A 16,200-nucleotide genomic window follows, 5' to 3' on the forward strand; every position below is an offset into this window, starting at 1 on the left:
AGAGACGGAATTGGCGCATCGTGGCGTGGCTTTGAAATTTTTGTTCGCTGGACCAGTTACGGGAGAGTGGTCGATAAACCTGACCTGGTAAGACCAGGTCATCCGATGCACCTCACATTGTCGGCACCGGCGACGGCCATTCAGCTGGGCGAGCCTGTTTCTGGCTGGACCAGATGGGCGAAAATGGTGCAGATTTGACCCGAAGTCGGAAGACCTATCGGGATCGGGCATCCGGCGGTCCAGCCGATCCGCGCGGACATTCAGGGAGAGAGACAATGAACATAGCTCCGGGGAAGAGTGCCGTTGGCGACATCCCATTCGACCACGCCAGGGTCGATGGCCTGATGGAAGAGGCTGATATCGAGGTCCTGCTCGCGACATCCAAGCACAACACCCAATATCTGCTCGGCGGCTACAAGTTCATCTTCTTCGCCGCCATGGATGCGATCGGCCACAGCCGGTACCTGCCGATCGTGATCTACGAAAAAGGCGGACCGGACCACGCCGCCTATATCGGCAACCGCATGGAGGGTGGCGAACACCAGAACCACCCGTTCTGGACGCCGACGCTGCATGCCGCCTGCTGGGGCACCCTCGATGCCGCCAATCTCGCCGTCGAGCATGTGCGCAAGATCGGCAAGGGCGACGCTCGCATCGGAATCGAGCCGGGTTTCCTGCCGTCGGACGCCTATGCCCTGATCCGCAAAGCGCTCCCCGACGCCAAGCTGGTCGATGCCACCGACATGCTGGAGCGCATGCGCGCCATCAAGACCGAGGCCGAGCTGGAGAAACTGCGGATCGCCTCCGAACTGATCACCGATTCCATGCTGGCCACCATCCAATGGGCGCGCGAAGGCACGACCAAGAGCGAGATGATCGAACAGCTTCGCCGCGAGGAGACCAATCGCGGCGCGCATTTCGAATATTGCCTGCTGACGCTGGGCTCCAGCCACAACCGCGCGGCGTCGCCGCAGGCGTGGAAAAAGGGTGAAGTGCTGTCGATCGATTCCGGCGGCAATTATCATGGCTATATCGGCGACCTCTGCCGCATGGGGGTTCTCGGAGACCCGGATGCCGAGTTGGAGGACCTGCTGGCGGAGGTCGAGGCGGTGCAGCAGGCGGCGTTCTCGAAGGTAAAGGCGGGTACGCTGGGTGGTGACATGATTTCCCATGCCGAAGGCGTGCTGAAAAAATCCAAGGTCGCGCCCTACACGGATTTCTTCGCTCACGGCATGGGGCTGATCACGCATGAGGCGCCGTTCCTGATGACCAACCATCCGGTGACCTATGAAGGCACCTATGCGGGCAAGCCGCTGGAGAGGAACATGGTGCTATCGGTGGAGACGACCATGCTTCACCCGACGCGCGGCTTCATCAAGCTGGAGGATACGGTGGCGGTTACCGATACCGGCTATGTGATGTTCGGGGATCGGGGTCGGGCATGGAACCGGGGTGGCATGTAACCTGCCACATTACAAATGAGCGTGCCGGTCTCGATTGTCTCTAAGGCGCGTCGCGTCGAAACGAATTCATGCGCGGCGCTTTGCCGTTGCCGCTAAACAGAAGTCACTTTTGTGCGACAGGCACTAAGCCATTCCTGTGCAGACGACTTCCAATCTTCCGTCGATCGTCTGGGTGCAGCATATGGTAAGCCCCTCGGATGCGGAGACGACGGCGCAATCGGATGCAAACGTTGACGCCCACGGACTGCCGGACTTGGCGTTGCGATGGAACCAGGAGAGTTGGCTCTGAAGCCCGGCCATGATCATAAGCAGGGCATTGATGTCACGTTGATCCGGCGAGGGCGGTGTAAAAGCGATCTTGACCAGCGGATGCTTATGGTCTTTGCAGTTGACCGTCCGTACCTGCTCGACCGTCTGGATCAAGCTCAGCGGCACGGGTATCCAGGATTCGCAGGACAAATCGGTCGAAAAGAGAAGCGTTGACGGGTCGGCGTCGTTGGCCTTGACAATACCGCCAACCGTCATGGCCGGGTTGCCATCCGGCAGGCTGCCCGTTGCGAGCTTTTCCACGAATTCCTGGGGACTGAAACGCGTCATCGCTTCTCTCTCAAGGAGGCATGCTGGACGATAGCATATCGGAAGGGCGCCTCAAAGTCGCGAGCGAGGGGAGTTCCCGGCCGGCAGCAACCTGAAATCCGGCAGTTCGCGCAATCCCAGTTCCGGCCCTGCCGGCGAATAGACGACGAACAGCTGCATCGGCCCGTCGCCGGTGTTGAGCGTCGAGTGGAAGCGGCTCTCGGGCACGTAAATGGTGCAGCCGGGGCCGACCTTCTCGACCACCGGATTGCCTTGCTCGTCCTCGACCATCTGCTCGCCATGGCCCGAAATGACAAAGATGATTTCTTCCGCGCCCGGATGGTTATGACGGGTATGGCCCTTGCCGGAAGGCAGGTCGACGACGCCGCCGGAAAAGCGGGTCGCGCCGTTCACTTCCGGAGCGACCGTCAGCGACAATTTTCCCCAGTCGAATCCGAAGGCGCTGACATCCTTCGGGTAGACGAACACCTTGCTCTTGTCGGTCATTCTCATGATCCCTTCTTTTTCTTCGTGGTCGTCTTCAGGCCGCCAAGCGTGACGGCCTTGAAATCGGCGGTCTGCCGGGCGATCGCCGCTTCCGCCGGCAGCCGCTCCATCGAGCTCGCGCCATAGAAGCCGTGCAGCCCCTTGCAGCGTTCGAGGATGTAGCGGGCGTCGTCCGGCATCGAGATCGGCCCGCCATGGCAAAGCAGGATGACATCCTTGCGCACCGAACGGGCCGCTTCGGCGATCGCGTCGATGGCGACCACGCAGTCGTCGAGCGACTTGGCAGAGGTGGCGCCGATCGAGCCCCCCGTCGTCACGCCCATATGAGCCACGACGATATCGGCGCCGGCCCTGGTCATGGCGCGCGCCTCGTCCGGGTTGAAGACATAGGGCGTGGTCAGAAGATCGAGCTTGCGGGCTTCGGCGATCATGTCGACCTCGAGCCCAAAACCCATGCCTGTCTCCTCGAAGCTCTGTCGCATGCTGCCGTCGAACAGGCCGATGGTGGGGAAATTCTGCACCCCGGAAAAACCCATCGTCTTCAGCTCGGAGAGCAGCAGCGGCATGATGACGAACGGATCGGTGCCGTTGACACCAGCCAGCACCGGCGTCTTCCTGACCACCGGCAGCACCTCGTAGGCCATCTCCTTGACGATCTCATTGGCATTGCCATAGGCAAGCAGGCCGGCGGCCGAGCCGCGACCGGCCATGCGGTAGCGGCCGGAATTGTAGATGATGATGAGGTCGATGCCGCCGGCCTCTTCGGCCCTGGCCGACAGGCCGGTGCCAGCGCCGCCGCCGACGATCGGCACGCCCTTGTCGATCATCCCCCTGAATTTCTTCAGTATGTCCTTGCGCGGTATTGCCGGCATGTCTTGGATCTCACTGTCTGGCGATTTCGAGGAAAGCCGCGACCGCGGCCTTGGCGAATCGGGGATCATTGATGTGCAGCGGCAGGCGTGTCAGCCGGCGCGTCGCGTTCGGCTTAATCGTGCGCTCAATGGCTTCGAACAGGGCGGCATCGGCTTGCGGGTCGAAGAAGGCGCCGCCTTCGATGTCGAGCGCGGAGACGCCTTTCTCCGGGATAAGGAAATGCACGGGCCCCTCGCAGCGGGCGAGCCTTGTGCCGATCCACTCGCCGATCTTGCGGCATTCCTGCGCTGTCGTGCGCATCAGCGTGACGTTCGGGTTGTGCTCGTAGAACAGCCGCCCGCGACAAGGGTCCGGAATGGTCGCAGGCGCCCAGAAATTGACCATGTCGAGCGCGCCGACCGAGCCGACATAAGGCAGGCCGGTGCGGGCAACGGCACCGAAACGATCCTCCGTCGCCGGCAGCACGCCGCCGAACAGGAGATCGCAGACCTCAGTGGTGGTGATGTCGATGAGGCCGGACAGCAAGCCGCTGTCGGCCAGTTTTTCCATGCTGCGGCCGCCGGTGCCGGTGGCGTGAAACACCATGCAGTCATAGGTCGAACGGAGCTGATCCGCGATTGCCGTCACGCAGGGCGTGGTGACGCCGAACATGGTGAGGCCGATCGACGGCTTGCCCTCGGGCGGCGGCGGCGGTCCGGCGGCCATGCCCGATATCGCCTGGGCCGCATTGTGCAGAACGACACGCGAGAGCTGGTTCAGCCCGGCCATGTCGGTCACCGACGGCATCATGACGATGTCCGAGATGTCGACATAAGGCGCGGTGTCGCCGGAAGCGAGCGTCGAAACCATGATCTTGGGCAGGCCGAGCGGCAGCGTGCGCATGCCAGCGGTGACGATCGACGTGCCGCCGCCGCCGCCGATGCCGATCATGGCGGCAATGTCGTTTCGCGATTGGGCAAAGCGAGCGAAGGCGATGCCCATGGCGGCGACCGCGGCGCCGCGGTCGTCGCCGGCGAGCACCGCGTCTCGCCCGCTGGGATGGTGGCCTGCCACATCCTCAGCGGCAATGTCGACCGGCACGCTCGCGCCGCGCGTTCCGACGTCGACCCGGCAGACAGCGGCACCCGTGGCGGCGATCGCGTCGGCCAGGAAGGCGAGTTCCTCACCCTTGGTGTCCGCGGTGCCCACCACATAAATGCGCTTCATCGATGCCTCCCTCTGCCGGTCCAAGTCACCCAAAGGCTCAGTGCTCTACAGAGCTTCAACCTAGCCATTCCTAAAACGAGGAGGTCATTGCAATTTTTTGAGACGCGCGTATCATATTGATATGGATGTCTCACGTCAACACGCCGCAACAAGCGACGACACCGCCGGGGGACCCGAACGTGGACCGCGCGCGCGCACGAAACGGCTGATGCTGGAGACGGCGACGAGGCTGATGCAGGCAGGCGCAACACCTTCGGTCAGCGAGGTTGCCGAGGCGGCGCAGGTTTCCCGCGCCACCGCCTATCGCTATTTTCCGAGCCAGGCGGCACTGGTGCAGGCGGTGGTCGACGAGGGGCTCGGACCGATCCTCACGTGGAAATCCACCTCTGCCGATGCCGAGCGCCGCGTCGCCGAGCTCTTCGATACGGCCATGCCGCGCATCGAGGCTTTCGAGGCCACATTCAAGGCGGCGTTGAAACTGTCGCTCGATCAGTGGGCGCGGCGCCAGGCCGGCACTTTGGGCAGCGAACCGACCTTCAAGCGCGGCCACCGCGTCGAGTTGCTTCAGGACGCGCTCGCTCCGCTCAAGGGCCGGCTGCCGCCGCGCGACCTTCAGCGGCTGGCGCAGGCGCTGTCGCTGATCTTCGGCGTCGAGGTGCTTATCGTGCTGAAGGACATCTGGGGACTGGACGGTCGCCGGACGATGTCCGTTGCCCAGTGGGCGGCGGTCGCCCTGGTGCGCGCGGCGATCGCGGAATCAGTGTCCGAAGCACAGGCAAGCCAACCAACAAGGGTCACGAAATAGCAGGTATCTGGTTCTACCAGATTTGCATACTGGTTGCCGATATTAACCGCAATGCTGAAGCATGAACAAGGCCGATGTCTATCAATGAGTAGGAAAATTTAGGAAAAACAGGCAGATAAGGCTGGAATTCGAGACTTCGAGCTGTCACCATTGCTCAAGAAAGGGCTTGACGGAGCTTCAAAATTGGTAATACCAGATCAAAGGAGAAAAGCGGATCGAAAGTGAGGGCTGCGATCCATTTCCGGACGGGCGAGGAGGCTCCAAACCGGAAGGCGCGACCAAGGGAGGAACTACCAGGGCCGGCCCAGTTTGCCGGTTCGCTTGATACGGTAGAATGCGCACAAGGGAGGAAACATCATGCGCAAGATAGTGACCAGCTTGCTTGCTGGTATCGGCTTGACACTTGCCTGCGGAACATCCGTCTACGCCCAGGACAAATCGCTCACCATCTTCTGGGCGGAATGGGATCCTGCCAACTACCTCCAGGAACTCGGCAACGAGTACGAGAAGGAAACCGGCGTCAAGATCACGGTGGAAACCACGCCCTGGGCCGACTTCCAGACCAAGGCCTTCACCGAGTTCAACGCTCATGGCGATGCCTACGACCTGGTCGTCGGCGACTCGCAATGGCTCGGCGCCGGGTCGACCGGTGGCCACTATGTCGACCTCACCGACTTCTTCAACAAGCACAAGCTCGGCGAGGTGATGGCGCCGGCGACGGTGAAGTACTACGCCGAATATCCTGGCAACAGCGGCAAGTACTGGGCCATCCCGCTCGAAGGCGACGCCGTAGGCTGGTCCTATCGCAAGGATTGGTTCGAGGATCCCAAGGAGAAGGAAGCCTTCAAGGCCAAATACGGCTACGACCTCGACGTGCCGAAGGATTTCAAGGCGCTGCGCGACATCGCCGAATTCTTCCACCGGCCGGACCAGAAGAGATACGGCATCGCCATCTACACCGACAATTCCTATGACGCGATGGCGATGGGCTTCGAGAACGCGCTGTTCTCCTATGGCGGCGAACTGGGTGACTATTCGACCTACAAGGTCGACGGTTTCATCAACTCCGACAAGGCTGTCGCCGCGCTCGACGCCTATAAGGAGCTTTACAAGTTCACGCCTCCGGGCTGGGCCAAGTCGTTCTTCGTCGAGGACAACCAGGCGATCACCGAAAACCTGGCCGCGATGAGCATGAACTACTTCGCGTTCTTCCCCTCGCTGATCAACGAGGCGTCGAACCCGAACGCCAAGAACACCGGCTTCTTCGCCAATCCTCCCGGGCCGAACGGCGACCAGTTCGCCGCACTCGGTGGTCAGGGCATCTCCGTCGTCTCCTACTCGCAGAAGCAGGACGAGGCGATGAAGTTCCTCGAATGGTTCATCAAGGACGAGACCCAGAAGAAGTGGGCGGCACTCGGCGGCTACACCTGCAGCGCAGCCGTGCTCAAGTCGGAAGAGTTCCAGAATGCGACGCCCTACAACAAGGCCTTCTACGAGACCATGTTCAAGGTGAAGGATTTCTGGGCGGTGCCGGAATACGCCGAACTGCTCCAGCAGCTCAACCAGCGCGTCTATCCCTACATGATCGGCGGCGAAGGCACCGCCAAGGAAACGCTCGACGCACTGGCCGCCGACTGGAACGCGACCTTTAAGAAATACGGCCGCGGCCAATAATCGTTCATGTCCCACGGAGGGGGCGCTCATGCCTCCTCCGTTTCTTTTTCTTCAAGCGGGAGCAGGGTCTTGGCGACCACGATGATCACCACGCTGGACAGATCTTCACGCGCGGCCGCGCGTGGCCTTAGCGATATTTCGATCCGCAATCTTTTCATCATCCCGACGATCCTGTTCCTGATCGTCTTCAACATCTTTCCGCTGATCTATTCGCTCGGCTATTCCTTCACCGATTTCCGCGCCTCGACCAACGCGCCGGCGAATTTCGTCGGGTTGCAGAACTACCGCGACCTGCTCAGCGACCCCTATGTCTGGTCCAACTTCGCGATCACCGCCAAATACGTGATCATCTCGGTCGCCGGACAGTTGCTGGTCGGCTTCGGCGTGGCGATGCTGCTCAACCGCGATATTCCGCTGAAGGGGCTGCTGACGACCCTGCTGCTGCTGCCGATGATGCTGTCGATGGCCGTCGTCGGCCTGTTCTGGAAACTGCTCTACGATCCGTCATGGGGCGTCATCAACTATGCGCTTGGGCTTGGCAATTTCGAGTGGCTGGCCGACCCCAAGATGGCACTCTACGCGGTGGCGCTGACCGACATCTGGATGTGGTCGCCCTTCGTCATGCTGCTGTCGCTGGCCGGCCTCTCGGCGGTGCCGAAGCACCTCTACGAAGCCGCCGCTATCGACCGCGCCGGTCCGTTCTACACCTTCTTCCGCATCACCTTGCCGCTGGTCGCGCCGATCCTCATGATCGCCGTCATCTTCCGCACCATGGAAGCGTTCAAGACCTTCGATCTGGCCTACATCCTGACCACCCAGCCGACGGCTGAACTGATCTCGATCCGGCTCTACAAGATGGCGTTCCAGGAATGGCAGACCGGGCGCTCCTGCGCGCTCGCCTACATCGTGCTGATCATGGTGCTGGCCATCACCAACATCTACGTCAAATATCTCAACAAAGTGAAGGAGCGCTGAGATGGCCGCCGTCCGCACTTCTTCCGAGATCGCCCTCAACCGCGTCGCAATCGTCGCCGTGCTGGTGGCGACAGTGATCTTCCTGGCGCCGATTTACTGGATCGCCTCGACGGCGTTCAAGCCGCGCAATCTTGCCACCACCATCCCGCCGACGGTCGTGTTCCAGCCGGAGATATCGCCCTTCGTGAAGCTGTTCACCAAGCGCTCGCAATTGCGCAGCCCGCCTTCGCCGGAAGAATATGCGGCGGCGCCCTGGTGGGAACGCGTCGTCTTCGACGGCGGCGAAAAGATCGTGCGCGACGGCAAGGGCCAGGTGCAATGGTCGGGCTATCCGAACCGTTTCATGAATTCGCTGATCGTCGCGATCACTTCGACGGTGCTGGCGGTCGGCATGGGTACGTTCACCGCCTATGGCTTCTCGCGCTTCAGGGTCAAAGGCGAGGCGGACCTTTTGTTCTTCATCCTGTCGACCCGCATGCTGCCGCCCGTGGTGGTGGCGATCCCGATGTTCCTGATGTACCGGGCGGTCGGCCTCAACGATTCCCATATCGGGCTGATCATCCTCTACACCGCCTTCAATCTGTCCTTCTCGGTTTGGCTGATGAAGGGTTTTATGGACGAGATCCCGAAGGAGTACGAGGAAGCGGCGCTCGTCGACGGCTATACGCGCATGGAAGCCTTCTTCAAGATCGTGCTGCCCGAAGCCGCCACCGGCATCGCCGCGACGGCCGTGTTCTGCTTCATCACGGCATGGAACGAATATGCCTTCGCGCTGATCATGACCAATCGCCGCGCCCAGACCGCACCGCCGTTTATCCCGAGCCAGGTCGGCTCCGGGCTGCCGGACTGGACGGTGATCGCCGCCGGCACTTTCCTGTTCCTGCTTCCTGTCGCCATCTTCACCTTCCTGCTTCGTAATCACCTGTTGCGCGGCATGTCCTTCGGAGCGATCCGCAAATGAGCTTTCGCGCCATCAACCAGAAATATCTGGAACCAGGCAGCCAGGTGCTGATGGTGCTCGGCATCGTTGCGCTCTGCCAGCCCTGGAACTTGCTGCTGCACAGCTATGGGCTGACCATCATCCTGATCGGCCTGATCGGCTTCAACATCACCTCCAAGATCGCACCGCAAGAGGAAGCCGGAACCGGCCAGTCAGGCGATCCGCAGCGAAATCCGGGAGCGCAGCATTGACCCAGATCGAGCTTCGCGGCGTCCAGAAGTTCTTCGGCGCCGTCCAGGTCATCAAGGACCTCAACCTCAGGATCGAAGACAACGAGTTCATCGTGCTGCTCGGCCAGTCGGGCTGTGGAAAGACGACGACGCTGCGCGCCATTGCCGGGCTGGAGACGATCGACGAGGGCGACATCCTCATCGACGGCAAGCCCATCCAGCATCTGAAGGCCGCCGATCGCGACATCGCCATGGTCTTCCAGTCGTTCTCGCTGTACCCGCATATGAGCGTCTACGAGAACATCGCCTTTCCCTTGCGCGCCACGCGAAAGAGCAAGAGCGAAATCGACCAGGAAGTTCGCTCGGTCGCCAAGACGCTGCAAATCACGGACCTGCTCGGCAAGAAACCGTCGGCGCTGTCGGGCGGCGACATGCAGCGCGTGGCGATCGGCCGGGCACTGGTGCGGCGGCCGAAGGCGATGCTGATGGACGAGCCGATCGGCGCGCTCGACGCCAAGCTGCGCGAGGAGATGCGGGCCGAGATCAAGCGGCTGCACATCAAGCAAGGCTCGACCACCATCTACGTCACCCATGACCAGATCGAGGCGATGAGCCTCGCCGATCGCATCGTCATCATGCATGAGGGGGTTCTCCAGCAGGTCGGCTCCCCCGACGAGGTCTATTCGCACCCGGCCAACCTGTTCGTCGCGCAATTCGTCGGCAGTCCGGTGATGAACGTGGCCGACGCGGCGGTGGCCGAAAAAGCCTCGTCGGCCTCGGTGACGGTGGGCGATGCGCCAACCGGTTTCGAATTCCCGCGCGCGCTCCTGTCGAAGCTCAACGGCCATGCGGGCGGCCGGCTGGCACTCGGCATCAGGCCGGAAGGCGTCCTCATCAGCCGTGAGGCGGCGGAGGGTTTCATGGCGGTCGAGACGCAGATCGTCGAGCCGCTCGGCTCGTTCGACATCGTCGACCTGAAAGTCGGCTCCAAGATGCTGCGCGCCCGCACCAAGAGCGGCTTCATTTCAGGTCCCGGCGAGAGGGTGTTCGCCAGGATCGATCCGACACAGGCGCATTTCTTCGACGCGGCGAGCGGCAAGTCGCTCGGAGTGAGACTCTGATGGCCCATATCCAGCTCAAGAATATCTCCAAGACGTTCGGCAATCACACGGCCCTGACCGGGCTCGACCTCGACATCGCCGATGGCGAGTTCTTCGTCCTGCTCGGCGAGACGGGCGCGGGCAAGACAACGACGCTGCGGCTGATCGCCGGACTGGAAAAGCCGAGCGAGGGCCAGGTCTTCATCGACGGCATCGACGTTGCCGACTGGGGCGCCGCCGAGCGCGACGTGGCGCTGGTGCTGCAGCAATATTCGCTCTATCCGCGCTATACGGTGCGCGAAAACCTCGAATTCCCGCTGAAGCCGAAGATCCGGCGGCTGCCCGACGCCGAAATCAAGGACCGCGTCGACCGCGCGGCGCGGACGCTCAGGATCGAGCATCTGCTCGACCGCAAGACCGACCGGCTGTCGGGCGGCGAGATGCAGCGCGTCTCGATCGGCCGGGCCATCGTGCGCAAGCCGCGCGTGTTCCTGATGGACGAGCCGCTGTCGGCGCTCGACGCCAAGCTGCGCGAGGCGCTGCGCACGGAACTGAAGAACCTGCAGATGCAGCTCGGCGCCACCTTCCTGTTCGTCACCCACGACCAGATCGAGGCGATGTCCATGGGCGACAAGGTGGGCGTGCTCAACCATGGCCGCATCGTCCAGACCGGCACGCCGCATGAGATCTACAACAATCCGCGCGACACCTATGTGGCGAGCTTCGTGGGCTCGCCGCCGATGAACCTCATCGACGGCAGGGTGGTCAACGATCGTGCGGTCATGGCGCCGCTGAATTTCGAATTGCCGCTTTCAGGGGGAGCCAAGGCGAGTGCGGCGACCGACGGTCGCCCGCTCGTCTTCGGCATCCGCCCCGAGGACGTCTATCTCGAGAGCGGTGCGCCGGTCGAGGCGCGCGTCCACGACGTCGAAAACCATGGCGTGGAAAAGATCCTGACGCTGCGCGTGGGCGAGACCACGCTGCGCGCCACGGTGCCGGCGCGGACTGATGTCGCGATCGAGCAGCCGGTGCGCTTTGCCTGGAATCCGGACAAGGTGGTGCTGTTCGACAAGGGCAGCGGCGTGAGTTTGCGGCACGCCGGATGAGGCGAATATCGCGAATGCGATGTTCCGGACAGCGCCCTAAACAAAAAGCCCGACTTGCGGCAGGGCAAGGAATACGGGCTAACGGGTCCCTCCGGAGCCTTCGTCGGTGCGCTGTTGATGAAGCATTGAACGGAAAAACCCGCCTGTGCGGCGGGTCCCTGGCGCAACTCAGCACCATAACCAAATATCTACCATAGTTGCCTTCACCCAGTCAAGAAAAAATTCCTATCATGGGAAACTGGCACAGCGGGACTGGCTGTGGTCAGGTCTTGTTAACCCGAGTTCTGAGCCCCCGCAGCAATGCCGGCCGGACAGCCGTCCCGCACCTCTACTTCGGCAGATAGGTCTCATAGGGCTCGGTGTTGATCAGCAGGATCACGCATTCCGTCTCCGAGAGGCAGGCGTCGTCATGCATCTCATTGGCCTTCTGGGTCCAGTAGGATCCGGGAGGCAGCTCGACCTTGCTCGCCTCGCCGCCGTCCATCTGCCAGTGCGCCCATAGGCCCTGGATCACCACGGCGCGATAATCGGCGGTGTGCGCATGAACAGGGGCGTGCCAGTTGCCCGGGACTTTCAGCAAGGTACCCGCGGGGCCCTTGGCCCTTTCTCCCCATAGCGGTCCGAGACGCTGCGGTTGGTCCGGCGCCTCAGAAACATAGGGAATCTTGCTGGCCGGCAGATAGCTGTCCTCAAGGGCGAAGGCACGGCCGGGGACAGTGAGCATTGCGGCCAGCGTCAGGATTTTTAAGTGATTTGGCATCGCTTCTCCTCTTCGGGCCGACTTGCCGCCGGCGCTCGTCTGTTGGATGACAAGCTATTGCAAATGGCCAAGCCGGGAATGGCATTCTGTCCGGAACACTTGGCAATTCATCCAGGCCGGAAATCGCCACTGCAAACAGCGTTGATTTAGCCTTTTCCCGAGGCGCCGCCCGCGGCGCGCAAATGGCTGGGCGCGCTGCCGACGATGCGCTTGAAGGCCCGGCTGAACGACGCTTCCGAATCGTAGCCCAATCTGGCGGCGATCACCGACACCCGCATCCCTTCTTCCTCGAGCCACCGTCTTGCCTGATGCATGCGCACCCCGGCGACATATTTTGCCGGCGTCTCTCCGACGACGGCCGTGAAACGTTCGGCAAAAGCCGACCGTGAGGCGCCCATCTCGCGGGCCAGCGCTTCGACGGTCCAGTTCCTGTCAGGCTGCCGATGAATGGCGACCAGCACGCGGCCGATGTCCCGATCCTTGATCGCCGCGATCCAACCCGTGATGTCACCGGCGCTGTTCTCCACCCAGGAGCGGATGATGGCTGCGGCCAATACATCGGCCAGCCGCGCCAGCATCATGCCGGAGCCGGCCCGGTTCCTCGTCGCCTCGTCGGCCATGGCTTCCAGCAAATGCGGGATGCCTGGCTCGCCGGCCATCAGCTCCTTCGCGCGCAGCATATCCGGCATCATGGCCAGCAGTGGATGCGAGCCATCGTGGTTGAAGTGCATGCTGCCGCAGAACAGCAGCGTTTTTGCACCATGGCCGCCGTTCGAGACGGCGTAGACATTGTCCTGCAGGGGCTCGACGCTGTAGCTTTCGAGCGGCTCGGCTTGTACACCGGGTGCGCTGGCAAGGATATGCCCGGCGCCGCGCGGCAACAGCAATGCATCGCCGGCTTTCAGTTCCATCCATTCGCCTGGTGGCGAAAGCAGCCAGCATCCGGCACGGCCGATGAAGTGAAACCGCGCCGCCTTCTGCACCGGAAAGAGCACGGCCCAAGGCGCGCCCAGTTCGCAGCGGCCATAGTCGACGCCCTCGAGGCGCAGCGCGCGCAACATCTCGGTCAACGCACCCCCCGGGGCCGGCACAGTGTCGTTGGGCGAGGTCAAGTCCATGCCGATTCCTACAGCAGTTCAGCGTCCCACGGAAACGCTGAACTGCTGTATCTCTTCGGGCAATTCCGGACGGAATTGCTCCAGCCTGGAGTCACGGCCTGGCGCTTCAGCCGGCCTGGCGGATCTCAGCATGTTCCTCGGCACGCAGGTGGCTGGGAGCCGAGCCGATGACGCGCTTGAAGGCCCGGCTGAAGGCGGCGTCCGACTCATAACCCAGGCGTGTGGCGACGACGGAAATCTTCTGGCGATCGCGCACCAGCCATTGTCGGGCCTGGTGCATGCGCACCTGGGTGACGTACCTGGCCGGCGTCTCGCCGACAATGGTGGCAAAACGCTCGGCAAAGCCCGATCGCGAGGCGCCCATCATCCTGGCGAGCGCCTCGACGGTCCAGTCACGGTCCGGCTCGAGATGGATGGCGGCCAGAACGCGCCCGATGTCCGGGTCCCTGACCGCCGCGATCCAACCGCTGGAATCGCCGCAGCCGCGCTCGACCCATGAGCGGATCACGGTGGCGGCAAGGACGTCGGCGAGCCGCGCCAGAATGCCGCCGGAGCCGACGCGCTCCATCGTCACTTCACGCGCCATCGAGTCCAGGAGATGCGGAATACCCGGCTCATAAGCTTCGAGTTCATGCGCGCGCATGACATCAGGCATCATGCCGAGCAGGGGATGCAGGCCATCGATGTTGAAGTACATGCTGCCGAAAAACAGCAGCGTGCCCGGACAGCGACCATCGGGGCACATGGCTTCATTGGACATGCAATAGACGTTCTTGCAGACTTCTTCGGCCGCGTAGCCCTGGATCGGCCAAGCCTTGGTGCCCGGTTCGCTTGCCAGCACATGCGCTGCGCCACGCGGCAGCAGTGCCGCGTCGCCCGCCTTGAGCTCGACCCACTCGCCCGAGGGCTGCATCAGCCAGCAGCCCTTGCGGCCGATGAAGTGGAATCGCGCCGCTGCCTGGGCCGGAAACTGGATGCCCCAAGGCTCCCGCATTTCGCAACGGGCGTAGTCGACACCGTCGAGACGCAGCCCGCGCAATATGTCTGTCAGCGGATCGCCAGTGGTCGGAATTTTGGACGAACGGTCAAACATAATGGTGTTTCTAGCATGGAAACTCCAGGCCGTCACTCCCTATGTTGCAGTGCAGCCAAATGTTGCGCTGCAACTTCATCGGAGACTGACCATGGCCGAACCCGCGACGGGCGTCGTCGACGCCGCCCTATTGAACACTGTCGATCAGGAGGAACGAACAGAGCCGGCATGGGGCGCCGTCGTCTCGCTGGCGCTTGGTGTTTTCGGTCTCGTTACGGCGGAATTCCTGCCCGCCAGCCTGTTGACGCCGATGGCGAGCGATCTCGGCGTCAGCGAAGGCGTTGCGGGACAGGCGGTCACCGCGACCGCGATCGTAGGCGCCATTGCCGCTCCGACAATGGCGATCATAACACGGCGCATGGACCGCCGGCTGGTGATGTGGATGCTGACGGCATTCCTCATCGCCTCGAACCTTTTGGCCGCCTTTGCCTCGTCGCTGTCCATGCTTCTGCTTGCCCGCGTCGTGCTCGGCGTTGCGCTGGGCGGCTTCTGGGCGATGTCGGCGGCCATGGCGTTGCGGCTGGTGCCGATGCGGCTGATGCCGCGCGCCATGTCGATCATCCTGACCGGCGTTTCGCTGGCCACCGTCACCGCCGCCCCTGTCGGCGCCTATGTCGGCGATATCTGGGGCTGGCGCACGGCTTTCATGATCGCCACGGTCGTCGCCGCGCTGGCGTTGCTGGTGCAGGTGGCCACCATTCCGAAGCTGCCGCCGATGGGCGTGGCAAGTTTCCGCACTTTGCTCGAGGTGCTGGAGCGCCCGTCGATCAGGGTGGCGCTGCTGGTCGTGCTGCTGGTCGCTTCGGGGCACTTTGCCGGCTTCACCTATGTGCGCCCCTTCCTCGAGAAGATCCCGATGCTCGGCATCGAGACAATCTCGCTGGTGCTCCTGGCCTATGGCATAGGCGGCTTCTTCGGCAATATCGCCGGCGGCATCCTGGCCGAACGCAATCTCAAGGCCGCCGTCGCGCTGGCACCCCTGCTGATCGCAGTGGCCGCCGCCTCGATGCTGGTCTTCGGCGCCTCGCCGGCGATCGCCGCCGCCGCCGTGGCGGCCTGGGGCTTTGCCTTCGGCGCGGTGCCGGTCGGGCTGCAGACATGGCTGGTGCGGGCCGCGCCCGATCAAGCCGAGAGCGCCGGCGGCCTGATGGTCTCCACCTTCCAGGTGGCGATTGCGCTCGGCGCCGTCTTTGGCGGCCTGCTGGTCGATCATGCCGGCGTCGCCAGTGCCTTCGCCTATTGCGGCGTGGCGACTTTGCTGGCGGCAGTCGTGGTGTTTCTGCTCGGCCCAAAACGCGCCGAGTAGGCTCTCCCGACAAGCATCCCTGACTTGCGCAACGGCCCGAGAACCATCATGGTTCTCGGGCCGTTGCCTTTGCGATGGCGGCGTCGCTGACAGGCAGACGCGGCAGGCTGCCGGCGAAACTCAGGCTGAACGCCCATCGAAGTCGAAGATCGACAAGGCGGACGGATCGACATCGGTGACACAGTTGACGTTGATGTAGGCGCTGCGTTCACTCCCCTCGCGCACATCCTCGGCGAAAGGATGGATGCCGCAGGTGCGACAGAAGCGGTGCGCGATGGCGCAGTTGCCGAATGTGTAGGTGCCGATCTCGTCGCTCCAGGCCAGCACCCGCAGCGCCTGATGCGGAACGGCGCACAGCAAGGCGCCCTTGCGCGAGCAGATCGAGCAATTGCACCGCACGGCTTCGGTCAGTTCCGCCTCGAACTCGAAGGCGACCTTGCCGCAATGACAGCTGCCTTTGTAGAGCAT

17 protein-coding genes are annotated in these 16,200 nt (G+C 62.8%); 9 read left to right on the plus strand and 8 right to left on the minus strand.

Annotation, left to right across the window (positions count from 1 at the left end; all coding sequences use genetic code 11):
- The first annotated feature begins 275 nt into the window (after positions 1-275).
- A complete protein-coding gene (locus FJ443_RS16595) occupies positions 276-1,463 on the plus strand; it encodes a Xaa-Pro peptidase family protein (protein ID WP_140664913.1) in 1,188 nt (395 codons plus the stop codon).
- Positions 1,464-1,586: 123 nt separating this feature from the next.
- On the opposite strand, the gene FJ443_RS16600 is transcribed toward FJ443_RS16595, so the two are convergent.
- Genes FJ443_RS16600 through FJ443_RS16615 form a run of 4 tightly spaced genes read right to left on the minus strand, consistent with a single transcriptional unit; the run spans position 1,587 to position 4,625 of the window.
- The gene (locus FJ443_RS16600) at positions 1,587-2,060 is read right to left on the minus strand and encodes a hypothetical protein (RefSeq protein ID WP_140664916.1); all 474 of its coding nucleotides are present in this window, start codon (positions 2,058-2,060) and stop codon (positions 1,587-1,589) included.
- Positions 2,061-2,111: 51 nt separating this feature from the next.
- Positions 2,112-2,546: a cupin domain-containing protein gene (locus FJ443_RS16605; protein ID WP_140500417.1), complete on the minus strand. Its 435-nt coding sequence runs from the start codon at positions 2,544-2,546 to the stop codon at positions 2,112-2,114.
- Positions 2,547-2,548: 2 nt separating this feature from the next.
- Positions 2,549-3,418: a phosphoenolpyruvate hydrolase family protein gene (locus tag FJ443_RS16610; RefSeq protein ID WP_140664918.1), complete on the minus strand. Its 870-nt coding sequence runs from the start codon at positions 3,416-3,418 to the stop codon at positions 2,549-2,551.
- 10 nt (positions 3,419-3,428) lie between these two features.
- Positions 3,429-4,625 carry a Tm-1-like ATP-binding domain-containing protein gene (locus tag FJ443_RS16615; RefSeq protein ID WP_140664921.1) on the minus strand — a complete coding sequence of 399 codons (1,197 nt, stop codon included), beginning with the start codon at positions 4,623-4,625 and terminating at the stop codon, positions 3,429-3,431.
- 121 nt (positions 4,626-4,746) lie between these two features.
- Here FJ443_RS16615 and FJ443_RS16620 point away from each other — a divergent pair, with 121 nt between their 5' ends.
- From FJ443_RS16620 to FJ443_RS16650, 7 genes are all read left to right on the plus strand, one after another.
- A complete protein-coding gene (locus FJ443_RS16620; RefSeq protein ID WP_140664924.1) occupies positions 4,747-5,430 on the plus strand; it encodes a TetR/AcrR family transcriptional regulator in 684 nt (227 codons plus the stop codon).
- Positions 5,431-5,787: 357 nt separating this feature from the next.
- Entirely contained in the window at positions 5,788-7,104 is a 1,317-nt protein-coding gene (locus FJ443_RS16625; RefSeq protein WP_140500410.1) for an ABC transporter substrate-binding protein, read from the plus strand.
- 69 nt (positions 7,105-7,173) lie between these two features.
- Positions 7,174-8,079, plus strand: a complete 906-nt coding sequence (locus FJ443_RS16630; RefSeq protein ID WP_140500408.1) for a sugar ABC transporter permease — start codon at positions 7,174-7,176, stop codon at positions 8,077-8,079.
- Position 8,080: 1 nt separating this feature from the next.
- A complete protein-coding gene (locus FJ443_RS16635; RefSeq protein ID WP_140500406.1) occupies positions 8,081-9,040 on the plus strand; it encodes a carbohydrate ABC transporter permease in 960 nt (319 codons plus the stop codon).
- Positions 9,037-9,270, plus strand: coding sequence for a hypothetical protein (locus FJ443_RS16640; RefSeq protein ID WP_140513808.1), 234 nt, complete (start codon positions 9,037-9,039; stop codon positions 9,268-9,270). Before FJ443_RS16635 ends, FJ443_RS16640 begins: the two co-directional genes overlap by 4 nt.
- The gene (locus FJ443_RS16645) at positions 9,267-10,370 is read left to right on the plus strand and encodes an ABC transporter ATP-binding protein (RefSeq protein ID WP_140558332.1); all 1,104 of its coding nucleotides are present in this window, start codon (positions 9,267-9,269) and stop codon (positions 10,368-10,370) included. Before FJ443_RS16640 ends, FJ443_RS16645 begins: the two co-directional genes overlap by 4 nt.
- Positions 10,370-11,455 carry an ABC transporter ATP-binding protein gene (locus FJ443_RS16650; protein ID WP_140513807.1) on the plus strand — a complete coding sequence of 362 codons (1,086 nt, stop codon included), beginning with the start codon at positions 10,370-10,372 and terminating at the stop codon, positions 11,453-11,455. The genes FJ443_RS16645 and FJ443_RS16650 overlap by 1 nt, the downstream gene beginning before the upstream one ends.
- Before the next feature lie 328 nt (positions 11,456-11,783).
- Here the strand turns inward: FJ443_RS16650 and FJ443_RS16655 are convergent, their stop codons facing one another.
- The 3 genes from FJ443_RS16655 to FJ443_RS16665 form a co-directional block, all read right to left on the minus strand.
- Positions 11,784-12,215 (minus strand): DUF4437 domain-containing protein, encoded by a 432-nt coding sequence (locus FJ443_RS16655; protein WP_140664927.1) that lies wholly within the window; start codon positions 12,213-12,215, stop codon positions 11,784-11,786.
- Positions 12,216-12,361: 146 nt separating this feature from the next.
- On the minus strand, positions 12,362-13,333 hold the full coding sequence (locus FJ443_RS16660; RefSeq protein ID WP_140664929.1) for an AraC family transcriptional regulator: 972 nt from the start codon (positions 13,331-13,333) through the stop codon (positions 12,362-12,364).
- 106 nt (positions 13,334-13,439) lie between these two features.
- Positions 13,440-14,426, minus strand: coding sequence for an AraC family transcriptional regulator (locus FJ443_RS16665; RefSeq protein ID WP_140500395.1), 987 nt, complete (start codon positions 14,424-14,426; stop codon positions 13,440-13,442).
- Between the two features lie 91 nt (positions 14,427-14,517).
- Between FJ443_RS16665 and FJ443_RS16670 the strand changes: the two genes are divergently transcribed.
- Positions 14,518-15,732: an MFS transporter gene (locus FJ443_RS16670; protein ID WP_140664932.1), complete on the plus strand. Its 1,215-nt coding sequence runs from the start codon at positions 14,518-14,520 to the stop codon at positions 15,730-15,732.
- Positions 15,733-15,852: 120 nt separating this feature from the next.
- Here FJ443_RS16670 and FJ443_RS16675 read toward each other — a convergent pair whose 3' ends face one another.
- Complete coding sequence (locus tag FJ443_RS16675) at positions 15,853-16,200, minus strand: GFA family protein (protein ID WP_140513804.1); 348 nt, start codon at positions 16,198-16,200, stop codon at positions 15,853-15,855.

The organism is Mesorhizobium sp. B2-6-1, from assembly GCF_006440475.1.
Lineage (GTDB): Bacteria > Pseudomonadota > Alphaproteobacteria > Rhizobiales > Rhizobiaceae > Mesorhizobium.